Here is a 26,204-nt window from a genome sequence, read left to right on the forward strand (position 1 = left end):
GTTGATCTCTGTGGCGCCTCGCCCGACAGAGAGGAACAATCCCCCACGGAACGGGAACCGATCCGATGGAAGAGGGACCTCGCATGGACGAGCAGGACCAGCGATTCGACGTCGTCGTACTCGGCGCCGGGCCCGGCGGCTATGTCGCCGCCGTCCGCGCCGCGCAGCTGGGCAAAAGCGTCGCGGTCGTCGAGGAGAGGTACTGGGGCGGGGTGTGCCTGAACGTGGGCTGCATCCCCACCAAGGCCCTGCTGCGCAACGCCGAACTGGCGCACATCTTCACCCACGAGGCGAAGACCTTCGGCATCAAGGTCGACGGACAGGTGTCCTTCGACTACGGCGAGGCGTTCCGCCGCAGCCGCAAGGTCGCCGACGGCCGGGTCAAGGGCGTCCACTACCTGATGAAGAAGAACAAGATCACCGAGTTGGACGGCCGCGGCACCTTCCTCGACCCGCACACGCTCCAGGTCACCGACTACGACGGCAATGCCCGGACCATCGGCTTCGAGCACTGCATCATCGCCACCGGGGCCACGCCCAAGCTGCTGCCCGGCACCAAGCGCAGCTCGCGGGTGGTGACCTACGAGGAGCAGATCCTCGCCGAGGACCTGCCGCAGTCGATCGTCATCGCGGGCGCCGGTGCCATCGGCATCGAGTTCGCCTACGTCCTGCACCACTACGGCGTGAAGGTCACCGTCGTCGAGTTCCTGGACCGCATGGCGCCCCTGGAGGACGTCGAGGTCTCCGCCGAACTCGCCCGCCAGTACCGCAAGCTGGGCATCGACGTCCTCACCTCCACGCGTGTGGACGCCATCGACGAGTCGGGTCCTCAGGTCCGGGTCACGGTCACGGGCAAGGACGGCGCGCAGCGGATCCTGGAGGCCGACAAGGTCCTCCAGGCCATCGGCTTCGCCCCGAACGTCACCGGCTACGGCCTGGAGAACACCGGCGTGACGGTCACCGAGCGGGGTGCCGTCGACGTCGACGGCCGCTGCCGCACCTCCGTCCCGCACATCTACGCCATCGGCGACGTGACCGCGAAGCTGATGCTCGCGCACAGCGCCGAGGCGATGGGCGTGATCGCCGCCGAGACGATCGCCGGTGCGGAGACCATGGAGCTGGACTACGCGATGATCCCGCGCGCCACCTACTGCCAGCCCCAGATCGCCAGCTTCGGCTACACCGAGGCCCAGGCCCGCGAGCTGGGCTACGACGTCAAGGTCGCCAAGTTCCCCTTCACCGCCAACGGCAAGTCCCACGGTCTCGGGGACACGACCGGGTTCGTGAAGCTGATCAGCGATGCGAAGTACGGCGAGCTCATCGGCGGCCATCTGATCGGCCCGGACGTCACCGAGCTGCTGCCGGAACTCACCCTGGCCCAGCAGTGGGACCTCACGGTCCACGAGGTCGCGCGCAACGTCCACGCCCACCCGACGCTCGGCGAGGCCGTCAAGGAAGCCGTGCACGGACTTGCCGGCCACATGATCAACATGTGACCCGCGGCGGCGGCTACGTCTCCTGCCACCCCACCGGGCGCAGAATCGCCAGCAGTTGGCGGACGAGTTCCTCCACGACCTGGTCCAGGGTGGCGTCGACCCAGCCCGCGCTCCAGTCGTGCAGCAGGCCGTTGACGCTGCCGATGAACGCGGCCGCGGCGAGGCGGTAGTCACGCTGGGCCGCCTCGCCGCGGGCGGCGGCGGCCCGCGCCTCGGCGCAGATGAGGTCGACCCAGCGGGAGCGGCGGGCCAGGCGCTGCTCCTCCAGGCGAGGGCTGACGCCGATGATCTCGACGAAGGTGATGCGGACGCGGCGCGGATCGGCGGTCACATTGGCCGCGTAAGCCCGGAAGATCGCGGCGGCCCGCTCGTCGATCGGCGCGTCCCCCACGTCCGCCGCACCGGCCAGGACGGCCTGTTCCGCCCAGGCGTTGACCTGGAGGTGGAGGGCGGCGAGGACGTCCTCCAGGGTGCGGAACTCCTCGTAGAACTGGCGCGTCGACAGACCGGCCGCCTCGCTCAGCGCCGCGACCGTGGTGCCCCGGTAGCCCGGTGTGTCGCCGAAGAGCTGGAGCGCGGCGTCGAGGAAGCGGCTGCGGCGCTCGGCCTTGCGTTCTTCCGCCGACTTGCCGCCGTAACGGCCGGTCGGCGCCCTGAGCCTGCCCGCCAACGCCCCTCCTCTCCTTCGCCGTCCACCATTTTGTCGTGTACGCAGTCTTGTGGAGAAGGCCCCCCGCTCCTTACTTTCCAGTAAGTCAAACTCTGAACGACCTCGTATTCAGATTCCCCCTATTGGCATGCCCACGCCATTCAGCACCCGCCCCCGCACGCCACCCGCCGTCCAGAGGAGAGCACTCATGCCTGCCTTCAGAACCAGGCACCTTTGCGCCGTCGCCGCCGCCCTTGCCCTGACCGTCACCGCCCCCGCCACCGCCGCCTCGGCGGACTCCGACGCCGCCCTGCGGGAGGTGCTGTTCGTCGGCAACAACTGGGACGGCACCGCCGATGTCCTCCGCTCCAGCGGGGACTTCGCGAAGATCGGGCGGATCAATGTGATCCCCGACAAGGACCAGCGGATGGCGGAGATCAACTCCGACCCGATCAAGTGGATCTACTTCATGGCGATCCGCAACAGCGTCGGCGAGGGCCACGACCAGTTCGTGGACGACATGTACTCCACCCCCGACGGCACCTCGGTGGTGGTCTCCCGGCCGAGCTTCGCCGACGTCGTCTCCCTCGACCTGGCCACCGGCGCGGTCAACTGGCGCTTCCCCGTGTCGGGTTACCGCTCCGACCACATGGCGGTCTCCCCCGACGGCAAGCGGGTCGCGGTGTCGGCCTCGACCTCCAACACCGTGCATGTGCTGGACATCGAGACCGGCAAGGAGCTCGGCAAGTTCGGCACCGGCGACAAGCCGCACGAGAACGTCTTCACGCGGGACGGCAAGTACATCTACAACATGGGGATCGGCGATGTGAACACCCAGACCGACGCCCCCTGGCTGGACTGGACGAAGGGCAACCGCTACATCACGGTCGTCGACGCGACGACGTACCAGCGGGTCAAGGTCATCGACATGCGGCAGCGGCTGGACGCGATCGGGCTCAGCGACTACTCCGACGCGGTCCGGCCGGCCGTGTTCTCGCCGGACGAGACCAAGCTGTACTTCCAAGTGTCGTTCTTCAACGGCTTCTTCGAGTACGACCTCGCCACCGACAAGATCGTGCGCACCAAGACGCTCCCGAAGAACCCGGCGACCAGCGACGACCGCACCACCTTCGTCAACGACTCGCGCCACCACGGGATCTCCATGAGCCCGGACGGCCGCAAGCTGTGTGTCGCGGGCACGATGGACGACTACGCGACCGTCGTCGACCGCGCCACGCTCCAGGAGGGCCCGCTTGTCACCGCCTCCAAGCCCTACTGGGCGACGGTCAGTGGGGACGGCAAGTCGTGCGTGGTCTCCGAGAGCGGCACCGACCAGGTCACCGCCATCGACTTCGCCACCGGCGCCAAGCAGGTGTCCGTCCCGGTCGGCGACCACCCCCAGCGCGTCCGGCTCGGCCACGTGGAGGCGAACTGGACGTCCCCGTCGGCCGGTTGATCAACCCAGCGCCTTCAGGACCGCTCCCGTGCCGTCCTCCGTCGCCATCCGCCGGGCGGCGACGGCGGCGGCACGGGCGTAGGTCTGGCGGCGTACGACGTCGCGCAGCGCCTCGGCGAGCCGTTCCTCGGTGAGGGAGGCGAAGGGGATGGGCGCGGTGGCGGCGCCCAGGGCGGCGAGCCGCCCGGCCCAGAAGGGCTGGTCCGCCGCCACCGGGACGGGCACCGCGGGCACTCCGGCGCGCAGCGCCGCGGCCGTGGTGCCCGCTCCGCCGTGGTGCACCACGGCGGCCGTGCGGGGGAAGAGCAGGGCGTGCGGTACGTCGCCGACGGTCAGGATGTCGTCGTCCTTCAGGCCTTCAGGACCGAGCTGAAGCACCCCGCGCAGTCCTGCACGCCGCAGCGCCCGCACCGCGATCCCGCCGAGCCGCTCCGCGTCGGCGCCCGCCATGCTCCCGAACCCGACGAACACCGGCCGCGCCCCGACGGCCAGGAAGTCCTCCAGCTCCGTGGAAAGCGCCGCGTCGGGGGCGACATACGGCGACCAGGTGCCGACGACGTCCAGACCGGGCCGCCAGTCCGCCGGCCGCGGCACGAGGGCCGTGCTGAAGCCGTACAGGACAGGCCAGTCGGCCTCCTCCTGGCGTCGGCGCATCGCGGCGGGCGGCAGCGGTGGCAGGCCCAGCCGGTCGCGGAGGCCCGCCACGCCCTGCCGATAGACGCGGTCGGCCATGCGCAGGGCGAAGCGGCCGGTCGCACGGTTGCCGAGGCGGCCCAGGGAGCGTCTGCCCATGACGACGGGTGGGAAGTCGCCGGTCGGGTGGGCCGGTACGACATAGGCGCCGGCGGTCCGTACGCCGGTGGCCTCGGCGAGGTGCCAGCCGAGCGGTGCCGTGGTGGCCGAGAGCAGGAGCAGGTCCGTGTCCGGGTCCAGCGCCTCGACGAAGCCCTGGCCGAGTTCGGTGACGAAGGCGGCCGCGGCGCGCATCAGTTCGCGTCTGTCCGAGACGTCGCCGTGGGGCTCGGGGCGGCCGGGCAGGGCGCGGAAGTCGAGGCCCGCATCCTGGACAAGGGGGGCGAAGGCGTCGGTGGTGGCGATGGTGACGTGGTGTCCGGCCTGGTGGAGGGCGGAGCCCAGGCCGGTGTAGGGGGCGACGTCGCCACGTGATCCGGCGGCCGCGACGAGGATCCTCATTCGGTCACCGTCCGGCGGGCCGCGTTCGTGTGAACGGCCTTGCAGAGATAGGCCGCGAGACCGGGCCGCTGCTGGGACGGCGGTACGACGAGGGCGAAGGCGCGTGGGTCGGCGGCGAAGTCGTCGGCGATCCGGCAGTGCATGTCGGGCGGGCAGTGGGTGAACCAGCGGGCGATGTGCAGCCGGTGCTCCTCCGCGAGGTCCGTCGTCCGCTCGGAGTCCGCCGGTTCACCCTCGTCGAAGGCGGCGAGGAGTTCCCCGCGCCAGGCCGCGGCCTCCCCCATCAGCTGCTTCCAGTCCTCCTTGCTGTGCGCGGCGGCACGGGCCATCGACTCCCGTTGCCCCTCGGAGTCCTGCCACTTGATCTGTGCCTCGGTGGCATAGCTGAGGTCGAAGCTGATCTCGCCGAAGGCCTCGAAGCGCTCCTCGGGGGTGAGGGACACCCCCGTCTGCTGGACCTCGATGGCCTGTTCGGCGACCTCGGTCAGGCGCTTGAGGCGGTCGATCTCCGCACTCAACCGCCCCAGCCGGGAGCGCAGGTACTCCAGTGCGTTGGCCTGTGGGTCCTTGAGGATCTCGGCGATCTCGTCGAGGGAGAAGCCGAGTTCACGGTAGAAGAGGATCTGTTGGAGCCGGGCCAGATCACCGTCGTCGTAGAGCCGGTAACCGGCGCCGCTGCGGCCACTGGGCGAGAGCAGTCCCGCCCGGTCGTAGTGGTGCAGCGTGCGCACGGTCACCCCGGCGAAGGACGCGACCTGGCCCACGGAGTAACTCATTCACCTGCCCTTTCGTCGAGGTACAGCGTGCAGCCTGACGTAAGGGGAGGGTCAACCGGTCACTGTGCGGCGGCCCAGGCGGTGAGTTCGGAACGGGCCGCGGCCAGCAGGTCCGCCGAGGGGTTCGTGGCGCCGTTCGTCACCAGCGCGTAGTGCGCGGTGCCGGAGTCGGTGTCGGTCAGCAGGAGTCGGCGGCTGCCGGTGCCGCCGGGTTCGGGGGTCACGGCGACGGGGGTCGTCGAGGTGTAGGCCGATGGGGCGTATGCCGTGCCCAGGTCGGAGACGACGGTGGTGGAGCCGGTCGGGAAGGACGCCGGGAGGTGGAGCTCGGTCGGCGCCGAGCCGCTGCCGGAGCGCCACTTCAGCAGGGCGTACTGGCCGGTGCCAACCAGGCGGGCGACGTTCGGCAGGGTGCTGGGCACCGGGTTCCAGGTCAGGGTCGTGGAGCCGTCGCGTGAGCGGTCCTCGTAGGTGAAGGCGACGGTGGTGCCGGAGGTGGCGCTCGGGTAGACGCGGTCCAGGAGGCGGGCGTCCTGGCGCAGGACGGGGTTGCCCGAGTCGTCGAGGCGGACGGCGGAGAGGTCCTCGTCGTTCCAGGCGTCCCCGGCGGTGCGGACCTTGTCGGGGTTGCCGTTCATCGGCTCGTGGTGGCGGCCGTGGTAGATGTCCCACTGCCACTGGCTGCCGGACAGCACCGGGCCCGAGGCGGCCGGGTCCGCCCACCAACTCGCCCCCTTCACCCGGGAGTCGAGCGCCTGGTACATCGCCTTCAGGACGGTCGGGGCCTTGTCCGAGACAGTGCCGGACAGCGGGTGCCCGAACTCGCTGACGATCGCGGGGGTACCGGTCGCCGCGGCCCGGTCGCGGACCGTGCCGAAGTCACCCGTGTACTGCCCGTCCTGCGCCTTGCCCCACATGAAGATCCCGGAGATGGCCTTCTGGTCGTAGAAGTGGGTGTTGAAGACATAGCGCGGTCCGAGCTGTCCGGCGTCGAGCAGTCCGCCCTCCTGCTTCTGGAAGTCGAGGTTGGCGTTCCAGAAGAGGTTCGGCTCCACGAAGGCGGGCTTGTCCTGCCAGCCCGCCGCGTCCATCCGCGCCCGGAACCGCTCGTAGAACGGCCACAGCACGTCCCGTTCCCAACTGCGGCTGGTCTGGCCCGAGTCGAGGACGCCCGGGTGCGGTTCGTTGTACGGGTCGAAGCCGACGACGCCGGTGAACCGGTCGGCGGTGAGGTTCTGCTTGAGGTACGCCATCACCTTCTGGGCCGTGGCGAGGAAGGAGTCCTGGAGCCCGTGGGCGTTGTGCCAGAAGTCGTACGTCGCCTCGGTCACGGCCGCGTTCGAGGTGATGTTCTGGCCCCAGAACGGGCAGATCCCGCAGTACTCGTCCGGGTAGTCACCGAGGTCCACCGCCCATTTGGGGGCGCCGTCGCCGGTGTACCAGCTGTCCGCGTCGAAGAGCCAGCGGGAGTAGAGGTCCTGGTGGAAGTCGGGGTAGACGCGGATGCCCGCGTCGAGGAAGGCGCCGATCTGGGCGGTGGCGGCGGACAGATAGGCGGTGTCCACCTGGCCGCGCACCGGTTCGGCATAGGCCCAGGAGAGCAGGAAGCGGACCGTGTTGCCGCCGCCGAGGGCGCGCAGCGCGGCGGCGGACTTCCGTGCGTCGGCGACCGAGGCGAAGGGCAGTCCGCCGTTCTCGGCGAGCTTGGTCTCGCCGGAGACGTTGTAGCCGCGCAGCACGACCTCACGGCCGTGGCCGTCGGTGAAACGGCCGTTCCGCACGGTCAGTGCCGTCTCGTCGAACCACAGGGAGTCGGGGAGGGTGGGGGCGGCGGTGGCCGGGCGGGGTCCGGCCACCGTCAGGAGTCCGAGAAGGAGAACCAGCACAACGAGCACACGCGCACGTGTAGTTGGCATGTTCCCTACAGTCCGGCGACTCCCGGACTCCGTCAACACTTCTGACTCGCGAGTAAGTTGATTCTCAGTCAGCTCGACATAGGGTTCGACGGTCGGCTCAACTTCCCACCCGGCGCGACACGTTCAGCAGGTACTCCTTCCGGTTCAGCGGGTTGTGGTCGGTGCGCGCCCGCTCCGGGACCGTGCCGCGGGTGACCGGCGCGTAGTGGTCGAAGGCGCTCTCCAGCTCGCCCTCGCCGCGGGTGAGCCCGGGCAGGCGCTGCTCCAGCTCGTGCACCCGCGCCGCGGGCACCGCGCCCTCCAGTACGCAGCTCTCCCCGCGGGTCTCGGTGGCCCCCGGGACCGCGCCGAGCCCGGCCAGTACCGGGAGGAGGGCGCCGAGGGTGTCGGCCGGGGCCTCGACGCGGAAGCGGTGCATCGGCTCGTACACCTGCGTGCCCGCCCGGCGCAGCGCCTCGATCAGAACGAGCGGGGTCAGTCCGCGGAAGTCGTAGCCGGTGCTGGACATGCTCTTGTCGAAGCCCTGGTGCGCGTGGCTCTGCCGCGGCGAGTAGCCGGAATGGGTCATGGTGACCGCGCAGTCGGGGATCCGCCAGCCGTGCAGACCCTGCCCGAGGGTCTCGCGGACCGTGTCCTCGACGGCCTTGAAGAAGGCGTACGGCATGGAGCCGAGCTCCACCTCCAGCGCGAAGGAGACACCGGTGCCGACCGGGGCGGGGGCGACGCGCAGGCCGACCGTCGCGAGGAAGGGGTTCGGGTCCTTCCCGTTGAACTCGACGGCGAGGCCGGTGCCGACCGGCCGTTCGACGCACAGCGGGGTCGTCTCCCGGAAGGTGACGTCGAGGCCGTACTCGTCGGCGAGCGTGGACTGCACGACCTCCTTCTGCACCTCGCCGTAGAGCGAGACGGAGATCTCCCGGCGGATCTCGTCGTGGCGCAGGCCGATCAGCGGGTCCTGTTCGGCGAGCTGGGTGAGGGCACCGTGCAGCGCCCGGGGGGCCATGCCGGGCCCGGGGACGACGACCGTCTCCAGGGTGGGCGGGGCGAAGAAGTGGCTCTCCGCCTTGCGGGGGCGGCCGAGCGCGTCGCCGATCCTGATGTCGGGCAGGCCCCACAGCTTGGCGATCCGGCCCGCCGGGACGGCGTCGCGGCGGAGGTCGGTGCCGTGCTCGAAGACGCTGACGGCGGTGACCTTGCCCTCTCGGCGGCCGTCGCCGAACGCCACGGGGACGCGGACGCCGAGCGTTCCGGAGAAGATCCGGGCGTAGGCGATCTTCTCCCCCGCCGGGCCCCGCTCGACCTTGAAGACGGTGCCCGAGAGCGGCCCCTCGGGGTCGCCGTCGGCGGCGGGGAGCAGCTCCCTGATGCCGCCGGTGAGCGCGTCCACGCCCGCGCCGGTGACGGCCGAGCCGAAGTACACCGGATGGACCAAGCCCTGCCGGGTCTGCTCAATCAGGGCGGTGCGCAGCCGGTCCGGGGAGACGGTGTTCTCGACGTAGGCCGTGAGCAGGGCGTCGTCATGGTCGGCGAGCGCGTCGAGGGCGGCCGGTCCGAGTCCCGGGGTGAAGGCGGCCTCGCGGGTGCCCAGGGCGGAGGTGCGGCCCATCGGGACGACCGGGGCGCCCAGGCGCCGGGCGATGGCGCGCAGGACCTCCTCCTCACGTGCCCCGCGCCGGTCGATCTTGTTGACGAAGACCAGGGTGGGGATGGCCAGGCGGCGCAGGGTCCGCATCAGGACCCTGGTCTGCGCCTGCACCCCCTCGACGGCGGAGACGACGAGCACGGCGCCGTCCAGCACGCCGAGCACCCGCTCCACCTCGGCGATGAAGTCCGGGTGACCGGGGGTGTCGATGAGGTTGACCGTCACGTCGTCGACCGGGAAGGACACGACGGCGGACTTGATGGTGATCCCGCGCCGGCGCTCCAGCGCGAGGGTGTCGGTCCGGGTGGTCCCGGCGTCGACGCTGCCGATCTCGTCGATGACCCCGACCGAGTGCAGCAGCCGCTCGGTCAGGCTGGTCTTACCGGCGTCGACGTGGGCGAGAATTCCGAGGTTGAGCAACGGCACGAAGCGTCATGTCCTTCGATGAGGGGGTCGTTCCTTCCTGGGGGGACATGAACGCAGTGCGCATGGAAGCTCCTCGGTGCGTGACGGCTCGGATCCTGTGCGGCGCAGCGGAAGCGGCGCAGCGGAACCCGTGCAGTGCAGCAGGGCCGGGCCCACACCGGCAATCGATTAACGCTCAACAAAGCCGTGCCGCAGCACTCGCCGCCCCCACCGCGCCGCCATAGAGTGACGTACATCACCTCCGGCCCGACGATCTCCCTCTCTGGAGGGCCCATGACCCACATCAAGGTGAAGGTGGACGGCACGACGTACGAGGACGAAGTTGAGCCCCGTCTCCTTCTGATCCACTACCTGCGCGACCGCCTCGGCCTGACCGGCACCCCGGTCGGCTGCGACACCTCCAACTGCGGGGCCTGCACGGTCGACCTCGACGGCGAGAGCGTCAAGAGCTGCTCGGTGCTGGCCGTCCAGACGGACGGCGGCGAGGTCACCACGGTGCAGGGGCTCGCCCAGGACGGGGAGTGGACCGGCCTCCAGCGCGCCTTCCACGAGCGGCACGCCCTCCAGTGCGGCTACTGCACCCCGGGCATGCTCATGGCGGCTCGGGACCTGCTGCGGGAGAACCCGCATCCCAGCGCCGACGAGGTACGCCAGGGCCTTGAGGGCAACCTCTGCCGCTGCACCGGCTACCAGAACATCGTGCGCGCCGTCCTGGCCGCCTCCGAGCAGGAGGTCACGACATGACCGAGACGGTCGAGCGCGAGGTCGGCCGGGCCCGGCCCCGCAAGGAGGACGCCCACCTGATCACCGGGCAGACCACCTGGACCGACAACATCACGGTCAGCGGTCTGCTCCACTTCGCCCTGCTGCGCAGCCCCATGGCGCACGCCCGCCTCACCCGGGTCGACGTCTCCCCCGCCCTCGAACGCCCCGGTGTCGTCGCGGCGTTCAGCGGCGCCGACCTCGCCGACGGGCTCGCCTCGATGCCCTGCGTGTGGCCGGTCACCGAGGACATCGTGATGCCCGACCACCCGCCGATCGCCGTGGACGAGGTGCGCCACGCGGGCGATCCGATCGCCGTCGTCGTGGCCCGTGACCGGTACGCGGCCGCCGACGCCCTGGAGGCCATCGAGGTCGACTACGACCCCCTGCCCCCGGTCCTCGACCTGGAGGCCGCCCTCGCCGAGGGCGCCCCGCTGGTCCACTCCGACAAGGGCACCAACCACTGCTACACCTGGCCCCTGAAGACCGGCGAGGACTTCGACGCCGTACGGCAGCGCGCCGAGGTGACCCTCAAGCGCCGCTACCACCAGCAGCGGCTCATCCCCAACGCCATGGAGCCGAGGGCGGTCGTGGTGACCCCGGTCGCCGCGTCCGGCGAGTACACGCTGTACTCCTCCACGCAGGTCCCGCACATCCTGCGCGTCCTGATGGCCATGGTCACCGGCATCCCCGAGCAGAAGCTCCGAGTGATCGCCCCGGACGTGGGCGGCGGCTTCGGCTCCAAGCTCCAGGTGTACGGCGAGGAGGCCATCGCCCTCGCGGTCGCCCGGCGCCTGGGCCGCCCGGTGAAGTGGACGGAGTCCCGCTCCGAGGGCTACCTCGCCACCCACCACGGGCGCGGCATGATCCAGGACATCGAGATCGCCGCGATGCGTGACGGCACGCTCCTCGGCCTGAAGGTCGACCTGCTCGTCGACATGGGCGCCTACCTGATGCTGATCACCCCGGGCACCCCGCTCCTCGGCGCCTTCATGTACCCGGGCATCTACAAGATGGACGCCTATGATTTCACCTGCACGGGCGTCTTCACCACCCGCACCCCGACCGACGCCTACCGCGGCGCCGGACGCCCCGAGGCGACCTTCGCCATCGAGCGGACCATGGACGAACTGGCGGCCGAACTCGGCCTGGACCCGGTGGAGTTGCGGCGCCGCAACTGGATCCGGCACGAGGAGTTCCCGTACACCGCCATCGCCGGGCTGACCTACGACAGCGGCAACTACGAGGCGGCCACCGCGAAGGCGCTGGAGCTGTTCGACTACGACAAGCTCCGCGCCGAGCAGGCCGACCGCAACGAACGCGCCGACACCGTACGGCTCGGCATCGGGGTGTCGACCTACACCGAGATGTGCGGTCTGGCGCCCAGCCGGATCCTGAAGGATCTGCGCTACGCGGCCGGTGGCTGGGAGGCGGCCACGGTCCGGGTGCTGCCCACCGGCAAGGTCGAGGTGGTCACCGGCACCAGCCCGCACGGCCAGGGCCATGTGACCTGCTGGAGCCAGATCGCCGCCGATGTGCTGGGCGTGCCCTTCGACGACGTCGAGGTGGTGCACGGCGACACCCTGGCGGCCCCGCAGGGCATGGACACCTACGGCTCCCGGTCGCTGGTCGTCGGCGGCCTCGCTGTCCATCACGCGGCGACGAAGGTGGTGGACAAGGCCCGCAAGGTCGCCGCCCATCTGCTGGAGGCGAGCGAGCAGGACCTGGACTTCGCGGGCGGGGTGTTCTCCGTGAAGGGCTCCCCGGAGGCCCGCAAGAGCATCCAGGAGGTCGCCTTCGAGACCTTCTCCTCGCACGACCTGCCCGACGGCATGGAACCCACCATCAACGCCGAGCACCTGCTCGACCCGGACACCTTCTCCTACCCGCACGGCACGCACTTGTGCGCGGTCGAGGTCGACACCGAGACCGGAGCGACCCGGATCAGGTCGTACGTCTGCGTCGACGACGTCGGCAAGGTGATCAACCCGGTGATCGTCGAGGGCCAGGTGCACGGCGGACTCGCCCAGGGCATCGCGCAGGCCCTGTACGAGGAGGCCGTCTACGACGAGGAGGGCAACCTGGTCTCCGGCACCATGGCCGACTATCTCGTCCCGTCGGCCGCGGACCTGCCCGACTTCGTCACCGACCGGACCGAGACCCCCGCCACCTCCAACGCCCTCGGCGTGAAGGGTGTCGGCGAGGCGGGCACCATCGCCTCGACCCCGGCCGTGGTGAACGCGGTCGTCGACGCGCTACGGCCGCTGGGCGTCAAGGACGTTCGCATGCCCTGCACCCCCGAGCGGGTCTGGAAGGCCATCGAGGAGGCCCGGTCATGATTCCTCCGGCATTCGAATACGCCCGCCCCACGAGCGTCGCCGAGGCGGTGCGCGCGCTCGCCGACGGCGGCGAGGACGCCAAGGTACTGGCCGGCGGGCAGAGCCTGCTGCCGCTGCTCAGGATGCGGCTGGCCTTTCCCGAACTGGTCGTGGACGTCGGCCGGGTGCCCGGTCTGAGCGGGGTGCGCGAGGACGGCGACGCCCTGGTGATCGGCGCCATGACCACCCATCACGACGTCATCCGGGACCCGCTGGTGCGCCGGCACGCCGGTCTGCTGGCCGCCGCCACGGCGACCGTCGCGGATCCCGCCGTACGGCACCGGGGCACCCTCGGCGGCTCGCTCGCGCACGCCGACCCGGCCGGGGACCTGCCCGCGGTGGTGCTGGCGATGGACGGCGAGCTGGTGGCCGAGGGGCCGCGCGGGCGGCGCGCCATCCCGGCGCGGGAGTTCTTCGTCGACTACCTCCAGTCCACGCTCGCCGCCGACGAGTTGCTCACCGAGGTGCGGGTGCCGAAGGCGGACGGCTGGGGCTTCCACTACGAGAAGTTCCACCGGGTCGCCCAGGCCTGGGCGATCGTCGGCGTGGCCGCGCTCGTGCGACGGGACGACGGGCGCATCGCCGAGGCGCGGATCGGGCTGACGAACATGGGCAGCACTCCCCTGCGCGCCCACTCGTCCGAGGAGGCCCTGGCGGGCGCCGCCGACGCCGAGGCGGTGGCGCGGGCGGCGCAGGAGGCCGCCGACGGCACCCGGCCCGCCCAGGACACCTCCGCCTCGCCCGAGTACCGGGCCCATCTGGCCCGGGTGCTCACCCGGCGGGCGGTGCTGACCGCGGCCGGAATGGGGTGAGACGCGATCACCGGCATCGACGGTGGGCTCACCGGCAGTGACGGCCCGGAACAGGTGCGGGCCCGTCTGGAGGCGACGGGGTACCTCGTCGACGACGGGCTCGCCATCGCCTGCTTCCTGGCGCTGAGGCTGCACCGGCCGCTGTTCTGCGAGGGCGACGCGGGCGTCGGCAAGACCGCGCTCGCGTCCGCCTTCGCCGAGGCCCTCGACGCGCCGCTGATCCGGCTCCAGTGCCATGAGGGCATCGACGCCTCGCAGGCCCTGTACGACTGGGACTTCCCGCGCCAGCTGCTGCACCTGCGGGCCGCCGAGGCGGCCGGGGTCACCGACGCGGAGCGTCTGGAGGGCGAGCTGTACGACCGGCGTTTCCTGGTCGCGCGGCCGCTGCTCCAGGCGCTCCAGACGCAGCCGTCGGTGCTGCTGGTCGACGAGATCGACCGGGCCGACGACGAGTTCGAGGCGTTCCTGCTGGAACTGCTCTCGGAGTTCTCGGTGACCATCCCGGAGCTGGGCACCCTCACCGCCGAGGTGCCGCCGGTGGTGGTGCTGACCTCCAACCGCACCCGTGAGGTGCACGACGCGCTCAAGCGGCGCTGCCTCTACCACTGGTTCGGCCATCCGGACTTCGCCCGTGAACTGGCCATCGTACGGCGGCGGTTGCCCGGTGTGTCGGCGCGCCTCGCGGAGCAGGTGACCGCGCTGACGCAGGCCCTGCGCGGGCACGACCTACTGAAACCGCCGGGTGTCGCCGAGACGATCGACTGGGCCGAGGCCCTGGACGCGCTCGGTGCGAGCGAGGTGGACGCCGGTCTGGCCATGACCACGCTGGGGTCGGTACTGAAGTACCGGGAGGACGCGGAGCGGGCGCGGGAGCTGGACTTCGCGGCGGTGCTCGCGGCGCGAGGGGCGTGAGCGGCATGAACGGCCTGCTCCCCGCCGACGCGGCCCTCCTCGGCTTCGCCCGCGCCCTGCGCGCCGCGGGAGCCGACGCGAGCACCGAGCGCGTGCACGCCTTCCTCTCCGCGGTGGACGTCCTGCGGCCGGGTGTGCGGGCGGACGTGTACTGGGCGGGACGGCTGACGCTGTGCGGGGAACGGGACGATCTGGAGCGCTACGACCGGGTGTTCGAGGCATTCTTCAGCGGCACCGGTGCGCAGACACGGCGCCCGGTGGCCGTCCCCCGAGCGGCCCGGCTGCGCCTCGTCGCCCGGGACGCCGAAGGGACGGCCCGTACCGGGAACACGCCGGACGCGCCCCCCGTCGCCGCCCTCGCCAGCTCCTCCGAGGTGCTGCGCCACCGCGACTTCGCCGAGCTGACCGGCGCCGAGCGGGCGGAGGTACGGCGACTGCTGGCCGCGCTGGCCCTGCGGGGTGCGACCCGGCGCTCCGCACGGCGACGGCCGGCCCGGCGCGGGGACCTGGACCCGCACCGCACGGTCCGCGAGCTGCTGCGGCACGGCGGGGAGCCCGCCCGGCCGCGCAGACACGCGCGCACCGAACGACCGCGCCGAGTGGTCCTGCTGGTGGACGTCAGCGGCTCGATGGCGCCGTACGCGGACGCGCTGCTCCGCTTCGCGCACGCCGCCGTACGCGGGGCCCGCACCGAGGTGTTCACGATCGGCACACGGCTGACCCGGGTCACCCGCGAGTTGTCGCACCGGGACCCGGATCTCGCGCTCGCCGCGGTCGCCTCCGCGGTGCCGGACTGGCGCGGCGGCACCCGGTTGGGCGAGCTGCTCAAGGCGTTCCTGGACCGCTGGGGGCAGCGGGGCATGGCGCGCGGTGCGATCGTGGTGGTGCTGTCCGACGGCTGGGAGCGCGGCGACCCGGAGCTGCTCGCCGCCGGGATGCGCCGCCTGCACCGGCTGGCACACCGGGTGATCTGGGCCAACCCCCTCAAGGCGCGTCCCGGGTACGCCCCGCTGGCGGCCGGAATGGCGGCGGCGCTGCCCAGCGTGGACACGTTCGTCGAGGGCCACAGCCTCGCGGCCCTGGAACACCTGGCGACGGTGGTGAGAGGGGTCGAGGATGCGTGAGGTTCTCCCGGTGCTCAACCGCTGGTACACGGCTGGAGCCCCCTTCGGCCTGGCCACCGTCGTGGCGACCAGCCGCAGCGCGCCGCGCGATCCGGGGGCGGCGATGGCTGTGGGGCCGGAGGACGAGGTCGTGGGGAGTGTGTCGGGCGGGTGTGTCGAGGGGGCCGTGTTCGAGCTGGCGCAGGAAGTCGTCGCGAGCGGCGAGGCTCGGCTGGAGACCTTCGGGTACAGCGACGAGGACGCCTTCGCGGTGGGGCTCACCTGTGGCGGCGAGATCACCCTGCTCGTACGTCCGGTGACGGAGGCCTTCGACCCGTCGTTCGGTGCCGTGGCGGAGTCCGTCGCCGCCGGTGAGCCCGTCACCGTGGCGTCGGTGACCGACGGGCCCGCGCCGCGCGGGGCCACGCTCGCGGTCTGGCCCGACCGGGTCCTCGGAACCCTGGGCACCGAGGGCCTCGACGCGGCGGTCACCGCCGACGCGCGTGGGGAACTCGCCCTCGGGGTCACGCAGTTGCGCCACTACGGGCCGCACGGCGAGCGCCGGGAGGACGCGGTCGCCGTCTTCCTGCACTCCTTCGCCCCGCCACCGCGGATGCTGGTCTTCGGCGCGATCGACTACGCCGCCGCCGTCGCCCGGATCGGGGACTTCCTCGGCTACCGGGTCACCGTGTGCGACGCCCGCCCCGTCTTTGCCACGCCCAAGCGCTTCCCGGACGGCGTGGAGGTCGTCGTGGACTGGCCGCACCGCTATCTGAACGGCACCGACACCGACGGGCGCACGGTGATCTGCGTGCTCACCCACGACCCGAAGTTCGACGTGCCCCTGCTGGAGGAGGCGCTGCGCAGACCCGCCGCGTACATCGGGGCGATGGGCAGCCGCCGTACCCACGACGACCGGATGCGGCGCCTGGCCGCTGCCGGGCTGACCGGGGCCGAACTGTCCCGCCTGCGCTCGCCGGTGGGCCTGGACCTGGGCGCCCGTACACCCGAGGAGGTCGCCGTGTCGGTGGCCGCCGAGATCGTCGCCCTGCGCTGGGGCGGCACCGGCACCCCACTGACCGTGACGGAGGGGGCGATCCACCCCTCGCCCTGACAACGCCACCGCTTCGAGGAGGAAGTGATGGAACTTCAGCACGAGTTCACCGTGCCCGTCCCGGTCGACGACGCCTGGCGGGCACTCCTCGACATCGAGCGGATCGCGCCCTGTCTGCCCGGGGCGAGCGTGACCGACTACGACGGCAAGACCGTCACCGGTTCGGTCCGGGTCAAGGTCGGTCCGGTCACCCTGACGTACCAGGGCACCGCGGTCTTCGAGGAACGGGACGACCAGGAGCACCGGATGGTGCTGCTCGCGAGCGGCCGGGAGACCCGTGGCCAGGGCACCGCAAGAGCCACGGTCACCGGCACGCTCACCGCACACGAGGACGGCACCGCGGTGACGGTGCGCACCGATCTGTCGGTGACCGGCCGTCCGGCCCAGTTCGGCCGCGGCCTGCTCTCGGACGTGGGCGGCCGCCTGGTGTCCCAGTTCGCGGACTGCCTGGCGGAACGCCTCACCGAACCAGAACAGGAACAAGAGCAAGAGCCTGAGCCTCCCGCACCGATAGACCTCACCCGAACGGCCGCACTTCCCGTGGCTCGTCGCATCGGCCCACCCCTGGCGGCAGCCGCCTTGGTAATACTGGCCTGGCGCTGGAAAAGGGCAGCACGAAGGCGCCGCTGAGGGGCGCGGGGCTGTATCCATCAGCGGCTCCGCCGCGGGGCGCGACCAGCCACAACAGCGCCGCACACACCCACGAACAGGACCCGGCACCCCCTTGAACGCGGCCGACCAAGCGGAGCGCGTTAGCATCGGAGACGCACCGTGCCGCACCCAACCAGGCAGTCGACGACCCGAGGGGACTTCGAGCGCGATGCCGATCAAGGTCAGCGTCATCGTTCCCGTGTACAACCCGGGGGCGTACATCGAGGACTGCGTCTCCTCGCTGCTGCGGCAGTCCCTGCCCGCGGACGAGTACGAGCTGATCTTCGTCGACGACGGCTCCACCGACGACACCCCCGCCCGGCTCGACGAACTCGCCGCCGAGGACCCCCGGGTGACCGTGGTGCACCAGGAGAACTCGGGCTGGTCGGGCAAGCCCCGCAACGTCGGGATCACCGCCGCCCGCGGCGAGTACGTGATGTTCGTGGACAACGACGACCACCTCGGCGACGAGGCCCTTGAACGGATGTACGACTACGGCGTGGCGCACGACGCCGATGTGGTGGTCGGCAAGATGGCCGGTCAGGGCCGCGGGGTGCCGGTGGAGCTGTTCCGCCGCAACCACCCGCGGGCCACCGTCGAGAGCGCCCCGCTGATCGACAGCCTGACCCCGCACAAGATGTTCCGCCGCGCCTTCCTCGACCGCATCGGCCTGCGCTTCCCCGAGGGCAGGCGGCGCCTCGAGGACCATGTCTTCGTCACCGAGGCGTTCCTGCGCGCCGAGAACGTGTCGGTGCTCAGCGACTACGTCTGCTACTACCACGTCCGCCGGGACGACGCCGCCAATGCGGGGTTCCAGCGCTTCGACCCGGTCGGCTACTTCAAGAACCTGCGCGAGGCCCTGGACGTCGTGGAGCGGTACACCGAGCCGGGACCGCTGCGGGACCGGTTGTTCCGCCGCTGGCTGCGGGTGGAAATGGTCGAGCGGATGCGTGGCAAGCGGCTGTTGGCCATGCCCGCCGACTACCGCAAGGAGATGTTCCGGGAGATCCACGCCGTGGTCGTCGAGCGGTTCGGGCCCGGGGTGGCGAGCGGGCTCCAGCCCACCCAGCAGGTCGTGGCCGCGCTGATCGCCGCCGACCGGTACGCCGATGTGGAGGCGTTCGCCGAGTGGGAGGCGGGCGTGGTGCTGAAGGCCGTACCCGAGGGGCTCGAGTGGCAGGACGGCGCGCTGCGGGTCTCCTTCGCCGCGGAGGTCCACTCGGGCGGGGCGCCGCTCACCTTCAGCGCCACGGGCGGCGGTGATCCGCTGAAGGCCCCGCCGAAGGACGTCACCGAGGCCATCTCCTGGGTGGGCGCCGACACCGTCTCCCGGTTCGGCTCCGCCAGGGCGGACCTGCTGCTGCGTCAACGCGCCAGCGCAGCCCAGTACTTCCAGCCCGTGCAGTTCACCCGGGAGACCGTGCCGACCGAGGAGCGGGGCAAGTTCCGGCTGGTGCTGCGGGCGACGGCCACCATCGACCCCGCGCACGCGGCCGGGGACGCCGTACTGGCCGGCGGACTGTGGGACACCGTGGTCCGGGTCAAGCTGGGCGGCTGGACCAAGGAGTGCCGGCTCACCCCGGCGCCGCGCACCGAGCGCCCCACGGCGCCCGCCGGCGTCGTCGCGGGCCGAGTGGTGCTGCCGTACTGGACCGCCCGGCACGCCTCGCTCGCGCTGGACGTGGACCGGGCGAGCCGGAGTCTCGGGCTCGGCCGGGTCGCGCTGGAGGAGGTCACCGTCACGCACGACCGGCTCAGCGCACCGGTGCCGTTGTACGTGCCGGACGACACCGAGGTGCTGTTGCGGCTGACCGCGCGGGGCAAGTCGCTGGACACGGCCGCCACCCTGTCCCCGGCGCCCGGTGGGTCCGGGGCCCTGCTTTCGGCCGCTCTGCCCGCCCTGGTGATGGGCGGCACGACCTGGCGGGCGGCGCTCGGCCCGGTCCCCGAGGCGTCCGAACCGCGGTTGCTGGCGCTGCCGTTCGCGCTGCGCTCTCGGGCGCATGCCGTCGAGGTGCGGCGCACGCCCCGGCCGGGGGTGCTGCGGCGGCTGGCCCGCAAGGTGAAGTCCCTGTTCGGAACGGCACGGAGGTGACGGGGTTGCGCGCACTGGGAATCGACGGAGCCTGGGTGCTGGAGCCCAAGGTGTTCCCGGACGACCGGGGCAGCTTCCACGAGTGGTACCGCAGCGAGGAGTTCCGCGAGGCCACCGGCTACGACCTCACGCTCGCGCAGGCCAACTGCTCCGTCTCCCGGCGGGGCGTGGTGCGCGGGGTGCACTTCTCCGATGTGCCGCCCGGCCAGGCCAAGTACGTCACCTGTGTGCGCGGCACCGTGCTGGACGTGGTGGTCGATCTGCGCACCGGCTCCCCGGCGTTCGGCCAGTGGGAGGCGGTGCGCCTGGACGACGACACCCGGCACGCGGTCTTCCTGGCGGAGGGCCTGGGCCACGCCTTCATGGCGCTCACCGACGACGCGACCGTCGTCTATCTGTGCTCCACCGGCTATGCCCCGGACCGGGAGCACGGCGTGCACCCGCTCGACCCGGACCTCGCCCTGCCCTGGCCCGAGAGCGTGGCGCCGGTGCTCTCCCCGAAGGACGCCGAGGCCCCGACCCTGGCCGAGGCCCTGCGCACCGGCCTCCTGCCGTCGTACGAGGACTGCGCCGCCCGCTACCGGTCGCTGCGGGACGGCCAGGGCCTGGAACCACCCGAGAGGCCGATCGACCCGCCCTCGGCCGGGGCTTGAGCCCCGCACGAGGGGCGCCCGCCATCGTCGGCGTCGACGTGATGGCCCTTTCTCGGTGAGGAGACGGGCGCGATGACCCGCTCGATCGGTGAGTCGTACGACCCACTCGGCACGCATCTCCAGGACCCGTACCCCTTCTTCGCGCTCGCCAGGGAGACTGAACCGGTCTTCTACTCCGAGGTCCTGCGGGCCTGGGTGGTGACCCGGTTCGACGATGTGCGCACGGTTCTCCAGCAGCACGAGACGTTCTCCACGGCGAACGCCCTGCGCTCCCCGCTCCCGTTGCATCCGGACGCCCTCGCCGTACTGGAACGCGGCTTCCCGCCCTCCTCCGCGATCATCAACGTCAACGGCGACCGGCACCTGAAGGTCCGGGCCCCGCTGGCCAAGCGGCTCGGCACGGATGCCGTCGCCGCGATGGAGCCGGAGATCCGCAAGCGTGCGACCGCGCTCGTCGACGCCCTGGCCGCGGACGGCTCGGCCGAGTTGATGAGCCAGTACGCGCGCGTGCTGCCCGTCGACACCATCAGTGACATGTGCGGCATCGCGGCGGAGGACCGGGCGATCATCCGGGACGGCGCCTATGCCTGTGTTGCGGTGATCACCGGCGGCGCGTCCCGCGAGGAAGAGGTCGAAGCGGCCGAGCTGTTCCTGGAGTTCCAGCAGGTGATGGCCCGCTACGTGCGGGAGTGCAGGACGCGGCCGGGTCCGGACGCGTTCAGTGAGATCGCCGGTGTGCTCGCGCCCGCGGGGCCGCTCGACGACGAGCAACTCGCCGAACTGGTGTGGACGTTCATCGGGCTGATCACCGCCGGGCACTCGACCACCACCGCTCTGCTGGGCAACGGCCTGTGGCATCTGCTCTCCCGCCCCGATCAGTGGCAACTGCTGTGCCGGCGCCCGGAGCTGATCCCGGGCGCGGTGGAGGAGATCGCCCGCTACGACACCCCCGTGCACGCCTTCTTCCGGGTGACCACACGCGAAGTGACCCTGGGCGGGCGGACCCTGGAGGCGGGGGCCGACGTGGTCGCTCTGTACAGCGCGGCCAACCGGGACCCCGAGGAGTTCGACCAGCCGGAGACCTTCGACATCACCCGGCAGATAACCCGGCACCTGACCTTCGGGCATGGCGTGCACGCCTGCGTGGGCGCCCGGCTGGCCAGGCTCCAGCTCGCGGTGACGCTGGAGGCCCTGACCACACGGCTCCCGGGACTGCGCTTGGTCCCGGACAGCCCGGTCCGGATGGCCCGGCAGTTCGTCGACCACGCCCCCGTCGCCCTGCACGTCGCCTGGTGACGACGAGCGGCCCGAAGGGAAGGACGGCAGTGACCGACAGTGAACCGCACCTGACGGAGCACCGGCGGACGGCCGCACCGGCCGGTGCCGAGGACCAGGCCCGCGCCCTGCGCCTGGTGCACGGCTACATGGCCTCCCAGGCACTCGGCGCCGCCGTCCGACTGAACATCGCCGACGCGCTGGCCGAGAGCCCGAAGAGCTGCGCCGACTTGGCTGCGGCCACCGACACCGACCCGGACGCGCTGCGCCGGCTGCTGCGCGCCCTGGAAACCCTGGGTCTCGTGGAACGCCCCAGCCGCACCGACCTGTTCACGCTCACCTCCTTCGGTGATGTTCTGCGCTCCGACGCCGATGCCCCGGCCCACGCGCTCGCCAACCTGTTCACCTCTCCCGCGGTGTGGCGGCCCTGGGGTGAGCTGCACCAGAGCGTGCGCACCGGCGCGACGGCGTTCGAGACGGTCTTCGGCATGCCGGCCTTCGCCTACATCGGCCGACAGGCGGAGCTGTCCGCCCTGTTCAACGCGGCGATGGCGGAGACGGCGCAGGGCGCGGCCGATGTGGTGGCGGCCGGCTGCGACTTCTCCCGCTTCCCCACGGTCGTGGATGTCGGCGGCGGCAACGGCACCCTGCTCGCCGCCCTGCTGACGGCACACCCCGGCAGCCGGGGTGTGCTCCTCGACACTCCGACCGGTGTGCGGGAGGCCCCCAAGGTGCTCGCGGACGCGGGCGTCGCCGACCGTTGCACGATCACCACGGGCGACTTCTTCACCGCCGTACCGGCCGGGGGCGACGCGTACGTCCTCAAGAGCGTCATTCACGACTGGGACGACGAGCCGGCGCGGACCGTCCTGCGGCGCTGCCGCGAGGCCATGCCCGACCATGCGAAGCTGCTCCTCGTCGAGCCCGTCCTGCCGGGCGAGAACGGTCCCGCGGCCGAACTCAGCGTCGTCCTGAGCGATCTGAACATGCTGGTCATGGCCGGCGGCCGGGAGCGCACCGAGGCCGAGTACGCCACGCTGCTCGATTCCGCCGGCCTCGAACTGGTGGGTGTGGGCGGTCCGCTGGCACCTACGCACTTCCAGATACTGGAGGCCGTGCCCCGCTGATCAGCCGCTGGTGAGCTGCTCCAGCGCGTGCCGCAGCGGGTCCCAGCCCTTGGAGCGGCGCAAGCCAAGGTTGCGGGCGCGGGTCAGGGGGCGCCAGAAGCTCGCGTTCAGGAATGCCTCGGGGCGTACCGCCTCGGTGCGTTCCAGGATCGTCTCGGGGACCTTCTGCGGGTCGGGCAGGTCGTACTCGGTGACGATGTCGTCGTAGCGGTCGCTCAGGACGGTGTTGCGGGGGTCGGCGCCGAAGACGACGAGCTGGCCGGTGGGCTGGGTGTCGACCAGGACGGTGACCAGGTCGGGGCGGTAGCGGGTGAGGATCTCGACGAGTTTGTAGACGTCGCCGGTCCAGGCGCCGGTGTGCCGGTCGCGGGCCGCCTCGTCGATGTTGCGCGGCAGCATGTCGTCGAAGACGATCACGCTGGCCCAGTCGGAGTGCTTCTCGATGTTGATGAAGTCCCGCAGGGCGTACTCGAACAGGTGCATGCCGTCGATGAACGACAGGTCCAGGGTGGTGCGCCGCCAGTGGCCGATCGGGCTGCGGCCCCGGCGCAGGTTCCGCACCGGGTGGCGGCCGCCCTTGAGGTGGGCGAGGGGGTTGTCGCGGGCGAAGAAGTCGTCGCTGGTGGCCTTCACCAGGTGGACGTCGCAGCGGATCTCCGTGACCACCTTGAACGCGGGGTCGATCGCGATGCTGGGCACGCGGGACAGTCTCAGGCTGCGACCGTCGTTGACGCCGATCTCCAGGTAGTTGCGGTTGGCGCTGGCCTTGTGCAGTTCCTTGAGGAACTCATGGCGTTTCACGAAGGGGACTCCTTGCGGATGCGGGGCAGTGCCTCGTGCAGGGCGGCACGCCAGTCGCGCAGGGGCGGCAGGCCGAGGGTCTGCCAGCGGCCGTGCGCGAGGGCGCTGTACTCGGGGCGGGGGGCGGGGCGGGGCCAGGGCGTGGTGTCGGTGGGGCGCACGCGTTCGGGGTCGGCGCCGAGCAGCCGGAACACCTCCCGGGCCAGTTCGAACCAGGTGGCCTCGCCTGAGCTGGTGGCGTGGAAGACGCCCCCCACGTCGGGGCCGAGGCGCGGGCCGAGGTCGGCGATGTGGGCGGCGACGTCGGCGCTCCAGGTGGGCTGTCCGCACTGGTTGTCGACGACCTCGACGGTGGGGCGGCTCGCCTCGATGCCGATCATCGTGCGGACGAAGTTCTTGCCGTGGACGCCATAGAGCCAGGCGGTGCGCACCACCGCGCTCGCGTCCGGGAGTTCCTCCAGTACGGCCCGCTCGCCGGCGAGTTTGGTGCGGCCGTAGGCGGTGCGCGGGGCCGGTGGGTGGTCCTCGGGGTAGGGGGTGGTGCGGCCCTTGCCGGAGAAGACGTAGTCGGTGGAGACGTGGATCAGGCGGGCGCCGTGCGCGGCGCAGGCGCGGGCGAGCAGGCGCGGGCCGTCGCCGTTGACGCGCAGCGCCTCGGCCTCGTGCGATTCGGCGTCGTCCACGGCCGCGTAGGCGGCGCAGTTGACGACGATCTCGGGGCGGTGCGCGGCGAACGCCCGCTCCAGGGAGGCGGGTTCGGTGATGTCCAGGGCCGTGTGGCCGAGGCCGGTGACGTCGGCGCCGCGGCCGCGCAGTTCGTCGACGACGTCGTGGCCAAGCATTCCGCCCGCTCCGGTGACCAGCCACCTCATGCGTGCTCCTCGCCCATGCGTCGCTTCAGCGGCTCCCACCAGGAGCGGTTGTCCCGGTACCAGTCGACGGTCTCGGCGAGCCCGGCGCGGAAGTCGTGCCGGGGCCGGTAGCCCAGTTCGGTGCGGGCCTTGCTCCAGTCGACGGAGTAGCGCAGATCGTGTCCTTTGCGGTCCTCGACGTGTGTCACCCGGTCCCAGTCCGCGCCGCAGGACTCCAGGAGCAGCCCGGTGAGTTCCCGGTTGCTCAGTTCGGTGCCGCCGCCGATGTTGTAGACCTCGCCGGGGCGGCCCTTGGTGCGGACGAGTTCGACGCCCTGGATGTGGTCGTCGACGTGCAGCCAGTCGCGGACGTTGGCGCCCTCGCCGTACAGCGGGACCTGATGGCCGTCGAGGAGGTTGGTGACGAAGAGCGGGATGACCTTCTCGGGGAACTGGTGCGGGCCGTAGTTGTTGGAGCAGCGGGTGACCCGGACGTCGAGTCCGTGGGTGCGGTGGTAGGCCAGGGCGAGCAGGTCGGAGGAGGCCTTGGAGGCGGAGTACGGCGAACTGGGCCGCAGCAGGTGGTCCTCCGTGGAGGAGCCGGAGTCGACGGAGCCGTACACCTCATCGGTGGAGATGTGCACGAAGGTCGACACGCCGCCCCTGAGGGCGCCCTCCAGCAGGGTCTGGGTGCCCACGACATTGGTGAGCACGAAGTCGGACGCCCCGGTGATGGAGCGGTCCACATGGGACTCGGCGGCGAAGTGCACGACCTGGTCGGCCTGGCCGGTGAGTTTGCCGACGAGTTCGGTGTCGCGGATGTCGCCCTGGACGAACTCAAGCCGGGGATGGTCGAGTGGGAGGTTGTCGAGGCTGCCGGCGTAGGTCAGCTTGTCCAGCACGGTGATGTCCGGCGCGTCGGGTGCGTCGGAGGCGAGCAGTGTGCGGACGTAGGCCGAGCCGATGAATCCGGCGGCGCCGGTGACGAGGAGATTCATGGATGGATCTGCACCTTGCTGTGGTCGCCGAGGACGAATCGGTGGGCACTGGGGACATGCTGCGCGGGGGTCACCTCGGCGTGCCGCCCGATCAGGGAGGACTCGATGCGGCCGACACCGGCGATCGAGGAGTCCCGCAGCACGATGGAGAACTCCACCTCGCTGTCGGTGATGCGGCAGTTCTCGGCGACGGAGGTGAACGGTCCGACGTAGGAGTTGTTCACGACCGTCCCCGCGCCGATGACGGCGGGTCCGACGATGCGGGAGTTGATGATCCGGGCGCCCTCCTCGACGACCACCCGGCCGACGGTCTCGGACAGTTCGTCGACCTCGCCGTCGATCCGGCGGTCGAGTGCCTCCAGGACCGTGCGGTTGACCTCCAGCATGTCGTCGACGTTGCCGGTGTCCTTCCAGTAGCCCTGGATGACGGTGCACCGGACGTCGGCGCGGGCGTCGATGAGGTGCTGGATGGCGTGGGTGATCTCCAGCTCGCCGCGCCAGGACGGCGCGATGGCGCGTACCGCGGCATGGATGGCGGGGGTGAAGAGGTAGACGCCGACCAGCGCGAGGTCGCTCTTGGGATGCTCGGGTTTCTCCTCCAGGCCCACGACCTGGCCGGCGCCGTCGAGTTCGGCGACGCCGAAGGCGCGCGGGTCGGGGACGTGGGTGAGCAGGATCTGGGCGTCGGGGCGATTGCGGCCGAACTCCTCCACGAGGGCGCTGATGCCGCCCACGATGAAGTTGTCGCCGAGGTACATCACGAAGTCGTCGTCGCCGAGCCAGTCCCGCGCGATCAGCACCGCGTGGGCCAGGCCCAGGGGACGGTCCTGGGGGATGTAGGTGATCTGGAGACCGAACTTGGAGCCGTCGCCCACCGCGTCCTGGATCTCCTCGGCGGTGTCACCGACGATGACACCGACCTCGGTGATGCCCGCTTCGGCGATCGATTCCAGCCCGTAGAAAAGCACAGCCTTGTTGGCGACCGGGACCAGCTGTTTGGCCGATGTGTGAGTGATCGGCCGCAGCCGCGTGCCGGCTCCGCCGGACAGCACGAGAGCCTTCATCTGGTTCACCTTAGCGTCGTTTGTCCGTTACCGACTGGTCAAGCTCGCGGCTT

General features: G+C 71.4%; 22 protein-coding genes. 13 read left to right on the forward strand and 9 right to left on the reverse strand.

All coding sequences use genetic code 11. From position 1 onward, the window contains the following. Positions 1–83: 83 nt before the first annotated feature. Positions 84–1,496, forward strand: a complete 1,413-nt coding sequence (gene lpdA, locus BN159_RS04790) for a dihydrolipoyl dehydrogenase (RefSeq protein WP_015655780.1) — start codon at positions 84–86, stop codon at positions 1,494–1,496. 13 nt (positions 1,497–1,509) lie between these two features. Here lpdA and BN159_RS04795 read toward each other — a convergent pair whose 3' ends face one another. Further along, the gene (locus BN159_RS04795; protein WP_015655781.1) at positions 1,510–2,166 is read right to left on the reverse strand and encodes a TetR/AcrR family transcriptional regulator; all 657 of its coding nucleotides are present in this window, start codon (positions 2,164–2,166) and stop codon (positions 1,510–1,512) included. Positions 2,167–2,353: 187 nt separating this feature from the next. On the opposite strand from BN159_RS04795, the gene BN159_RS04800 reads away from it, so the two are divergent. Further along, a complete protein-coding gene (locus BN159_RS04800) occupies positions 2,354–3,601 on the forward strand; it encodes a YncE family protein (protein ID WP_015655782.1) in 1,248 nt (415 codons plus the stop codon). On the opposite strand, the gene BN159_RS04805 is transcribed toward BN159_RS04800, so the two are convergent. The 4 genes from BN159_RS04805 to BN159_RS04820 form a co-directional block, all read right to left on the reverse strand. Beyond that, entirely contained in the window at positions 3,602–4,795 is a 1,194-nt protein-coding gene (locus tag BN159_RS04805) for a glycosyltransferase (protein ID WP_015655783.1), read from the reverse strand. Further along, positions 4,792–5,571, reverse strand: coding sequence for a MerR family transcriptional regulator (locus BN159_RS04810; protein ID WP_015655784.1), 780 nt, complete (start codon positions 5,569–5,571; stop codon positions 4,792–4,794). The genes BN159_RS04805 and BN159_RS04810 overlap by 4 nt, the downstream gene beginning before the upstream one ends. A gap of 59 nt (positions 5,572–5,630) precedes the next feature. After that, positions 5,631–7,487 carry a cellulase family glycosylhydrolase gene (locus tag BN159_RS04815; protein WP_015655785.1) on the reverse strand — a complete coding sequence of 619 codons (1,857 nt, stop codon included), beginning with the start codon at positions 7,485–7,487 and terminating at the stop codon, positions 5,631–5,633. Between the two features lie 97 nt (positions 7,488–7,584). Beyond that, a complete protein-coding gene (locus BN159_RS04820) occupies positions 7,585–9,555 on the reverse strand; it encodes an elongation factor G (protein ID WP_015655786.1) in 1,971 nt (656 codons plus the stop codon). A gap of 273 nt (positions 9,556–9,828) precedes the next feature. Here BN159_RS04820 and BN159_RS04825 point away from each other — a divergent pair, with 273 nt between their 5' ends. The 11 genes from BN159_RS04825 (at position 9,829) to BN159_RS04875 (ending at position 22,437) form a co-directional block, all read left to right on the forward strand. Continuing rightward, positions 9,829–10,299 (forward strand): (2Fe-2S)-binding protein, encoded by a 471-nt coding sequence (locus BN159_RS04825; RefSeq protein ID WP_015655787.1) that lies wholly within the window; start codon positions 9,829–9,831, stop codon positions 10,297–10,299. Further along, positions 10,296–12,656: a xanthine dehydrogenase family protein molybdopterin-binding subunit gene (locus BN159_RS04830; RefSeq protein WP_015655788.1), complete on the forward strand. Its 2,361-nt coding sequence runs from the start codon at positions 10,296–10,298 to the stop codon at positions 12,654–12,656. Before BN159_RS04825 ends, BN159_RS04830 begins: the two co-directional genes overlap by 4 nt. Next, positions 12,653–13,507 (forward strand): FAD binding domain-containing protein, encoded by an 855-nt coding sequence (locus BN159_RS04835; RefSeq protein WP_015655789.1) that lies wholly within the window; start codon positions 12,653–12,655, stop codon positions 13,505–13,507. Before BN159_RS04830 ends, BN159_RS04835 begins: the two co-directional genes overlap by 4 nt. Before the next feature lie 6 nt (positions 13,508–13,513). Next, positions 13,514–14,419 carry an AAA family ATPase gene (locus BN159_RS04840; RefSeq protein ID WP_408055036.1) on the forward strand — a complete coding sequence of 302 codons (906 nt, stop codon included), beginning with the start codon at positions 13,514–13,516 and terminating at the stop codon, positions 14,417–14,419. 5 nt (positions 14,420–14,424) lie between these two features. Continuing rightward, positions 14,425–15,543, forward strand: coding sequence for a vWA domain-containing protein (locus BN159_RS04845; protein WP_015655791.1), 1,119 nt, complete (start codon positions 14,425–14,427; stop codon positions 15,541–15,543). Next, positions 15,536–16,636 carry an XdhC family protein gene (locus BN159_RS04850; protein WP_015655792.1) on the forward strand — a complete coding sequence of 367 codons (1,101 nt, stop codon included), beginning with the start codon at positions 15,536–15,538 and terminating at the stop codon, positions 16,634–16,636. Before BN159_RS04845 ends, BN159_RS04850 begins: the two co-directional genes overlap by 8 nt. A gap of 27 nt (positions 16,637–16,663) precedes the next feature. After that, a complete protein-coding gene (locus BN159_RS04855; protein WP_015655793.1) occupies positions 16,664–17,266 on the forward strand; it encodes an SRPBCC family protein in 603 nt (200 codons plus the stop codon). 190 nt (positions 17,267–17,456) lie between these two features. After that, a complete protein-coding gene (locus tag BN159_RS04860) occupies positions 17,457–19,382 on the forward strand; it encodes a glycosyltransferase family 2 protein (protein WP_015655794.1) in 1,926 nt (641 codons plus the stop codon). Between the two features lie 5 nt (positions 19,383–19,387). Beyond that, complete coding sequence (gene rfbC / locus BN159_RS04865; RefSeq protein ID WP_015655795.1) at positions 19,388–20,035, forward strand: dTDP-4-dehydrorhamnose 3,5-epimerase; 648 nt, start codon at positions 19,388–19,390, stop codon at positions 20,033–20,035. A gap of 72 nt (positions 20,036–20,107) precedes the next feature. Further along, positions 20,108–21,331, forward strand: a complete 1,224-nt coding sequence (locus tag BN159_RS04870; RefSeq protein WP_015655796.1) for a cytochrome P450 — start codon at positions 20,108–20,110, stop codon at positions 21,329–21,331. Positions 21,332–21,360: 29 nt separating this feature from the next. Further along, positions 21,361–22,437: a methyltransferase gene (locus BN159_RS04875; protein ID WP_015655797.1), complete on the forward strand. Its 1,077-nt coding sequence runs from the start codon at positions 21,361–21,363 to the stop codon at positions 22,435–22,437. On the opposite strand, the gene BN159_RS04880 is transcribed toward BN159_RS04875, so the two are convergent. From BN159_RS04880 to BN159_RS04895, 4 genes are read right to left on the reverse strand one after another with little or no spacing between them, the layout of a single operon-like run. Further along, positions 22,438–23,238, reverse strand: a complete 801-nt coding sequence (locus tag BN159_RS04880) for a class I SAM-dependent methyltransferase (RefSeq protein WP_015655798.1) — start codon at positions 23,236–23,238, stop codon at positions 22,438–22,440. Beyond that, positions 23,235–24,110 carry a dTDP-4-dehydrorhamnose reductase gene (gene rfbD, locus BN159_RS04885; RefSeq protein ID WP_015655799.1) on the reverse strand — a complete coding sequence of 292 codons (876 nt, stop codon included), beginning with the start codon at positions 24,108–24,110 and terminating at the stop codon, positions 23,235–23,237. Before rfbD ends, BN159_RS04880 begins: the two co-directional genes overlap by 4 nt. Continuing rightward, on the reverse strand, positions 24,107–25,087 hold the full coding sequence (gene rfbB / locus BN159_RS04890; RefSeq protein ID WP_015655800.1) for a dTDP-glucose 4,6-dehydratase: 981 nt from the start codon (positions 25,085–25,087) through the stop codon (positions 24,107–24,109). Before rfbB ends, rfbD begins: the two co-directional genes overlap by 4 nt. Then, the gene (locus BN159_RS04895) at positions 25,084–26,151 is read right to left on the reverse strand and encodes a glucose-1-phosphate thymidylyltransferase (protein WP_015655801.1); all 1,068 of its coding nucleotides are present in this window, start codon (positions 26,149–26,151) and stop codon (positions 25,084–25,086) included. Before BN159_RS04895 ends, rfbB begins: the two co-directional genes overlap by 4 nt. Positions 26,152–26,204: the final 53 nt, after the last annotated feature.

The organism is Streptomyces davaonensis JCM 4913 (assembly GCF_000349325.1).
GTDB lineage: Bacteria > Actinomycetota > Actinomycetes > Streptomycetales > Streptomycetaceae > Streptomyces > Streptomyces davaonensis.